Source organism: Mycobacterium sp., from assembly GCF_049280035.1.
GTDB lineage: Bacteria > Actinomycetota > Actinomycetes > Mycobacteriales > Mycobacteriaceae > Mycobacterium.
Genome location: NZ_JBAPPI010000860.1, coordinates 1 through 6,706, shown reverse-complemented (window position 1 = coordinate 6,706; position 6,706 = coordinate 1). Strand labels below are relative to the sequence as shown.

General features: G+C 66.8%; 8 protein-coding genes and 1 pseudogene. 3 read left to right on the top strand and 6 right to left on the bottom strand.

Annotated features, from left to right (window positions below; all coding sequences use genetic code 11):
• Positions 1–82: 82 nt before the first annotated feature.
• From WAN71_RS27470 to WAN71_RS27455, 4 genes are all read right to left on the bottom strand, one after another.
• A complete protein-coding gene (locus WAN71_RS27470) occupies positions 83–1,282 on the bottom strand; it encodes a DUF222 domain-containing protein (protein WP_422228346.1) in 1,200 nt (399 codons plus the stop codon).
• Between the two features lie 83 nt (positions 1,283–1,365).
• A complete protein-coding gene (locus tag WAN71_RS27465; protein WP_422228345.1) occupies positions 1,366–2,532 on the bottom strand; it encodes a CoA transferase in 1,167 nt (388 codons plus the stop codon).
• Entirely contained in the window at positions 2,532–3,443 is a 912-nt protein-coding gene (locus tag WAN71_RS27460; RefSeq protein WP_422228344.1) for a class I SAM-dependent methyltransferase, read from the bottom strand. Before WAN71_RS27460 ends, WAN71_RS27465 begins: the two co-directional genes overlap by 1 nt.
• A gap of 44 nt (positions 3,444–3,487) precedes the next feature.
• Positions 3,488–4,267, bottom strand: coding sequence for a DUF2127 domain-containing protein (locus WAN71_RS27455; protein WP_422228343.1), 780 nt, complete (start codon positions 4,265–4,267; stop codon positions 3,488–3,490).
• An 89-nt stretch (positions 4,268–4,356) separates the two neighbouring features.
• Here WAN71_RS27455 and WAN71_RS27450 point away from each other — a divergent pair, with 89 nt between their 5' ends.
• Genes WAN71_RS27450 through WAN71_RS27440 form a run of 3 tightly spaced genes read left to right on the top strand, consistent with a single transcriptional unit; the run spans position 4,357 to position 5,832 of the window.
• On the top strand, positions 4,357–4,563 hold the full coding sequence (locus WAN71_RS27450; RefSeq protein ID WP_422228342.1) for a hypothetical protein: 207 nt from the start codon (positions 4,357–4,359) through the stop codon (positions 4,561–4,563).
• Positions 4,564–4,569: 6 nt separating this feature from the next.
• Complete coding sequence (locus WAN71_RS27445; RefSeq protein ID WP_422228341.1) at positions 4,570–5,121, top strand: GNAT family N-acetyltransferase; 552 nt, start codon at positions 4,570–4,572, stop codon at positions 5,119–5,121.
• A 9-nt stretch (positions 5,122–5,130) separates the two neighbouring features.
• The gene (locus WAN71_RS27440; protein WP_422228340.1) at positions 5,131–5,832 is read left to right on the top strand and encodes a cation transporter; all 702 of its coding nucleotides are present in this window, start codon (positions 5,131–5,133) and stop codon (positions 5,830–5,832) included.
• A gap of 3 nt (positions 5,833–5,835) precedes the next feature.
• Here WAN71_RS27440 and WAN71_RS27435 read toward each other — a convergent pair whose 3' ends face one another.
• Positions 5,836–6,198, bottom strand: coding sequence for a hypothetical protein (locus tag WAN71_RS27435; protein WP_422228339.1), 363 nt, complete (start codon positions 6,196–6,198; stop codon positions 5,836–5,838).
• A 19-nt stretch (positions 6,199–6,217) separates the two neighbouring features.
• Positions 6,218–6,706, bottom strand: a pseudogene (locus WAN71_RS27430) (hypothetical protein); the annotation flags it as partial.

Here is a 6,706-nt window from a genome sequence, read left to right as displayed (position 1 = left end):
GTCGGTGACGTCGCGCGCCACTCCCAGCGACGGCCGACAAATCCACACAAGGACAACCAGTCGGCGTCAGTCGAGGTCAGAGTCAGACCGCCACCGGCAGTGACGCACCCCCATGCTCTCTGTCGATGTCGCATACGTCGGCTGGTCGGTCGCAGTTGGGGAAGCGGCAGTTGAGATCTCGGCAGCGCACGAAGTCGGCCAGTGCGGGTGACGGTCGGTAACGCGGTTCGGGTGGGCTCTGGCCAGGATGGATCAGCGGTCGCAGCTCGACTGCGCCCCGGGCCGCCAGGTCGGCCAGTGGCGCGGCGGGCGTAACCGGCCCGCCCAGCACCACGGCCGGGTTGGGGGTGGTCGCGGGCGCGATGGTGGGCCGGGGGATGGGTCGCGGGGTGCTGGCTTCGCGAATGAGCTCTGCCAATCGTTCAGGGTCGCGCACGATCTCAGGTCCGCCATCGCCTGGCCGCTCGCCGTTAAGGTCCGCGGTCTCCGCAGCGTCCAGAGCGGCGGCCTCGGCTACCACATGCACGACGACTGACGTGGCCGAAGGGGTTTCAGCCGGGCAGTCGGCCATGCCGCAGGCGCAAGCCAACACGGCGTGTCCGGCAGCGAGCGCGCCCAGGGCGTCGGCGCGACGCTGGTCGATGGTCCGCGGGTCGTTGTCGCAAACGGTATGGGCTAACGCGGTCAGGCGCCGGTCCAGCAGGGTGGCGTCGGTGGAGTACAGGTCGCCCGCTACCGAAGAAATGCCGCCACTGTGGCTGATGTCGACGTAGCGCGAGCGGATCGCCGTCTCGGTGCGCCGGCGTGCGGCGGGATCGTGACGCTCGACCAACGCATCAATGGCCTGCTCGGTTTTGGCGAACGAGAGCGCACCCCACGTGCGCAGTGTTTCGGCCAACTCGGCATCGATTGCAGCCAGTACGTCGGGTTCGAGCGCGAGGAAGGTGCGGGCCACGATCATCCGGACGGTCCGGTAGGAGATCGCGCCGGTGGCGAAGAGCGCCGCGACCTTGGGCAACCGATCGTGCACGCAGACCGCGTTGTGCAGCTGCGCACCGGCTGCTGCAGCCGTGATGCCTTGCGCGGCAGCTACTTCGGCCGCGACCGCCTCCCAGGGGTCGATGCGCCACAGCTCGCGGCCCTTACCGTCCTCGACCGGAATCTGGCGACGTTCGTAGAGTTCGGCAATCGCGGCCAGCCGGCGGGCGCAGGCGATGTTCTCGGCCCGCGCCGATTCGCCGATGGCTGCCACCACCGCAGCGTCGGAAACTCCTTCGAACATACTTTCGATTATACGAGCTGGCTGTGACAAAAAGAGCGCGCGTCCGCGACTCAGCTGTGGATAACTCGCGCCACGTCCCGGGCTCAAGGTGCGGTCAGGAAGTCCCTGTTGTGTTCGCCGACGGTCGGCGGCGGCTCGGTGGCGGCTGCTGTGAACGTGGAGTAGCGGGCCGGCGTGCGGACCACCGTGACGGCGTCGTCGCCGCTGCCGACCTCAAGCGCGAGGTCGTTCTCGGCGAAAAGTGGGGTCTCGACGACCTGCTTCCAGCTATACGGCAGGCAAGCCATTAGCCCGTTGCGACGCAACAAGCTAACCCACTCGTCGGCAGGTTTGGTGGTCAGCGTCGACTCCAATTCGTCGGTTAACTCGGCGTAGTTGATCGCCCGCGAACGCTGGTCGGCGAACCGCTCGTCGTCGAGAAGGTCCGGGCGGTCGATGGCCCGGCACAACAACTCCCAATGCTTAGGGATGTACGCGCTGATGACGACATACCCATCGGCCGCACGGAACGCGTCTGACGGTTGTGTTGCGAAGCCAACTCCCTTGCGCTGCTTGGTAGTTGGTGTCGACGTCGGCGCGCTCGGCCGGTTCAAGTGCATGGTGAGCTGGTTGGCCTGCAGCGACGCCGCGACGTCGTACATGGCAACGCGCACGACGTCAGCCGCCCCGTGCCGCTCGCGATTGAGCAGGGCGGCCAGAACCGCTTGGGCCAGCACGTGTCCGGTGGCGTTGTCGACAAGCTGGAACGGGATGATCTGCGGCTTACCGTCGGGCGTGCGCATTCCGGTGGTCATGCCGGCCTCGGCCGCGACCATGAGGTCTACTCCCGGCCGGTCACCGTGCGGGCCGTTGCCGCCGAACGCAGACACCCGGGCATAGACCAGTTTGGGGTTGCGTGATTGTAAGTCGTTGGGGCCCAGGCCTAGTCTCTCCATCACGCCGGGGCGGAACCCTTCGAGGATGACGTCCGCGGTGTCGGTGAGCCGCAGGACTTGTTGCTTGCCCAGCTCGGTCGTCAGATCCATGGCTACCGACTTCTTGCCCCGGTTGTTGGGCAGGAAGTACGTCGCAAGCGGCGGGCGGCCCGGGAGGACCGAGGTGATGTGCCGTGCGGCCTCTCCGTCGGGCGCCTCCACCTTGATGACCTCGGCGCCGAGGTCGGCGAGCACCTGTCCAGCCAGCGGCCCGGCGACGTTCTGGGTGAAATCGATCACCCGAAATCCGTCGAGGGGCTTGAGGCCGTCGGGCATCAGTGCGCGTCCGGGGTTGCGGTGCAGTAGTAGTTTTCGGCCTCACCGTCGTCGCGCCGGGGCACGGGTAGGCCGGCGTCGGTCAATAGCTCTGCGGCGAGGGTTCGCGTCGTGCGCCAGCCGTGCTCGCTCAGGTAGGCCGCGACGTCGTGACGCTCGCCGCCGTACCACAGGTCATCGATGTGGGCGTCCAAGCCGTGCTCGTACCACTTCTGAGCTGCGGTGTGCATGATCTGCAATGAATTCGGGGAGTTCAGGAAGATTTCCGCGACCAGTCGGCTGCCGTCGGCGCTGAGCGTGGTGATGTTGTCCAGCAAGCGATCCTGCGCCTCGGGAGGAAGGAACGCCAGTAGGCCTTCGGCGATCCACGCGGTGGGCCGTTGCGCGTCGAAGCCCGCCTGTCGAAGCGCCGCCGGCCAATCGTCGCGCAGGTCGATCGGCACCGCTCGCAAGTCGACCGTCGGGTTCGCGCTCAGCTCGGCCAACGTCAGCGTCTTGAATTCAATCACTTGGGGCTGGTCGATCTCGAAGACCGTCATGTCCGACGGCCAGGACAGTCGGTAGCCGCGGGCATCCAGGCCGGAAGCCAAGATCACCGTCTGGCGGATACCGGCCGCTGCCGCGTCGGCGACGAACCGGTCGATGAAACGGGTGCGCACCGCCAGCAGATCCGTCATCGGCTGCATCCCCCATGGGTGGTCGGGGATGTCGACCTCGGCCGGGTCGAGCTCGCCGGCTGCCCAGCGGGTGAAGAAGTCGACGCCGACCGCCTGCACCAGCGGTTGGGCGAATTGGTCGTCGATCACCGGATGGTCGGCAATGCTGGCACGGGCTCTGCCTGCAGCCACCATGGTGGCGGTCGCCCCTACGCTGGTCGCCAGATCCCAGCTGTCGTTGTCGGTACGCGGCATCGTGTGGCCCTTCCGTGGCTGCGAGGAGTTACTGCAAGTTCACTCTACGGCGTTGCGCCGGCTGCGGTTTCGGCCAGACCGGCTCGTTCGACACTCAACAAACTCGCTGACTGATGTTCTTCTCGGTAAGCTTCGCCGCCGCCGTTCAGTCCGAACAGCCGTTTGCTCCACAACAGCCATATGACCGCAACGATGTTGATTATCAGGGCAATAAGCCGAAAAGCTGTGATTTTCTCGGTTAGCTCGTAGATTTCCAGCGGGAGGAAGACGCTGGTCGCGATTACCGCGAAGTACTCGCCCCACCGTCGCATCAGCCATAACCCGACCGCTTCGATCAGCTCGATCGCCGCATACGCGCTAAGGCCTACGGCGATCCACGTCAGCGTCGACGACGACAGCGAGAAGGCTTGCGCAATGTGGTGAATAATTTTGGAGTTGTCCGGATTAAATCCGATCTGGTTCGCCAACGGCTTCAGCAACGGCAGGTCTTGCTCGAACGCGTGGCGCAATCGCTCCCGTGACCCGGTGACCTTGAACACGCCGACCGCCACCAGCAAGAAAATCACGCAGCGAAACGCGCGCTCCACGGCCAGCGCCCGCATCAACGTCCGATCACGGAGCATCCGCCCGCGCGGGATCTCCGGCGCCGTATTGGCCGGTCCGCTGCGACGCGGAGGGCCGACGACGAATGTTTCGCAGCGCAGACAGCGCCAGGCCTCACCGGCAGGAGTAGCGGCTTTCAAGCGCTCCCGAAGCTCCGGCTCTTCGGGAGCGAACGTCGCGTGCCCACGCAATCCACACGAGCGCAGAGCAAAATCCACCATGAGTGCACGTTAATGGCACGGCGGGGCGGTCCCTAGACAGGGTCTGCCGGATCTACCGGCTAACGCGCCTGGCCAGTACGGTACGAGGAATGGGCGACGCACGCTACGAGGTGCGCAACGGGCTGCTGCTCGACGCACTGGGTAGGCCGTTGGATCTCAATGCGGTGGATCGGCATGTCAGACACCGGAATCCGTCGGCAGCACCGTCAGAAGTGCAAAATGAAACCCTTGAGGTCATTCGCGCCCTGGTGAGTGACGGCCTCTTCACGCTCGGGGCCGTGGGCAGAGGTGTTTGAGGCTTGGTGAGCCAGGGCTCGGGGCTGCGGGTCAGGCTGGCCACCGAGGATGACCTAGCAGAGGTCTGCAAGATCGTCAACTACTTCATCGAAAATTCGTTCGTCAATTTCCGGACCGAATCCCAGGGCGTCGACGAGTGGCGCAGCGAGTGGAGACGGCTGTGCTCGCGGTTCCCCTGGCTGGTAGCCACCGACGACGGCGTTGTCGGCGTGGCATACGCGGCGCCGTGGCACCCTCGGGCCGCCTATCAGTGGACCGCCGAGGCCACCGTCTATGTCGATCCCTCGAGGCAGCGTCGCGGGGTGGGCGACGCGTTGTACACCGAGCTGCTCGCCCGGCTGCGCCGCCAAGGCTTCCACAGCGTCGTCGCGGTGATCGCGCTGCCCAACGAGCCGAGCGTCCGGCTGCACGAACGACACGGGTTTATCCGGGCTGGTCAGCTAGTGGAAGCCGGCTACAAAATGGACGCCTGGCACGACGTCGGGTTCTGGCAGTGCACGCTTGCTGGCCGCAGCAACGACATGTCACTGCCACGCCCGGTCGAGGCCGGCCGCTAACATCGCCTGGTGACCAGTTCTCGCCCGATCGGCAGTGACGCCGGAGTCGTTCACGACGCCTGCTGCGCAGAATCTCGACTGGCCGGGTCGCGGTCTTTGCCGCGGGACGCGGCCTGGCGGCGTCGTGCCCGGTGGGCATGGTGCTTGGCGTGGCTCAGCATGACCGCGATGCTCGCCGAGGGTGTGGTCGGGCTGTGGCAGGGCCTGGCGGTCGGCTCGATCGCGCTGACCGGCTGGGCTTTGGGCAGCCTGCCCGAGGCGCTGGCCAGTGCCATGGTGGCGTGGCGGTTCTCCGGCTCGCGCACATTGTCCGAGACGGCTGAACGGCGCGCTCAGCACGGCGTCGCGTTGTCGTTCTGGTTGGCGGCGCCCTATATCGCCGCGGAATCTTTGCACCACCTGTTTGCTGAGCACCATGCGGCCACCTCGGTGATCGGGATGGCGTTGAGTGCCGCCTCGCTGGTGCTGATGCCGATCTTGGGCCGGGCTAAGCACGTGCTTGCCGTGCGGCTGGGGTCAGCGGCCACCGCTGGCGAGGGCACCCAAAACTATTTATGCGGTGCGCAGGCCGCCGCGGTTCTGGTTGGCCTTGCAGTCACCGCCACCTGGCCGGGCTTCTGGTGGTTCGATCCGGTCATCGGCCTGGGCATTGCCGCCGTGGCGATCTGGCAGGGTGTCAAGGCATGGCGCGGTGAGGACTGCGGCTGCTAAGACCTACGCGGTAATCAGTCCGGTGGCGTGATCCTTTTCCTCCGGCCGGATGTCGCCAGGGGCGGCAGATCTCAGCTGCCAAGTCGTGAGTCCGCCGTCGGGGCCAGTCAACTGTCCGGCGGCGAGCGCTTCGCCGATCAGGGAGCGAACGCGTCGCTCGTTGGCCGGTTCGGTGGCGAAAAGTATTCGCAGCGTGACGGTTTCACCGTCGGGGAAGGCAGCGACGTAGTGCGGCGCGAGAGGGCATGGGGGTTGATGGTCCCAGTGCCCGCACAGCGCGATCGTGATTGCGCCGCCAAGGGCGTTCGGGCTGCCGCCAGGCTGCATCGCCACAACCGCGTCGTGAGCATAGGCCTGCCGGACCACAGCCGCCGATGCTAAGCGCTCAGGTGTCGTCGCGCGACGCTGGGTCGGCGTTCCAGGTGCCCGGCATCATCGGCATGCGTGGCCCGCCGCCGAATTCATCGTCGGCCAGTGTGGCCAATCCGGCCGCCGCAGTCGCGGTTTCGGTGGCCGCGGTGCCGGCGAAACCGAGCGGTCCCGAACCCGTATCCGAGGGCACCACCGTCGGCTCCGGCTCCAGATCCATGTATTCGTAACCGCGGCCGAGCATTTCCACCTTGGCTCGACGGCGTCGGCGCACTTGGCCCGGCGTTTCGGGTCCGGCGGCGGCTGCCAGGACCGCAGCCGCCGCGGGCTCCAGCGCCTTCGTCGTGGCGCTGGCGCTGGCCGCCCGCCGAGCAGCCGCGGTCAGGCCACCGACCATGTAGGCAAGACCCTGCGCAGTTAGCACTCCCGGCGGTGCTGATGGTGTTGGCGGCGGGGCGCCGGGGGCGGGCGGCACAGGCGCTGAGGCGGGCGCCGGGGCCGGGGC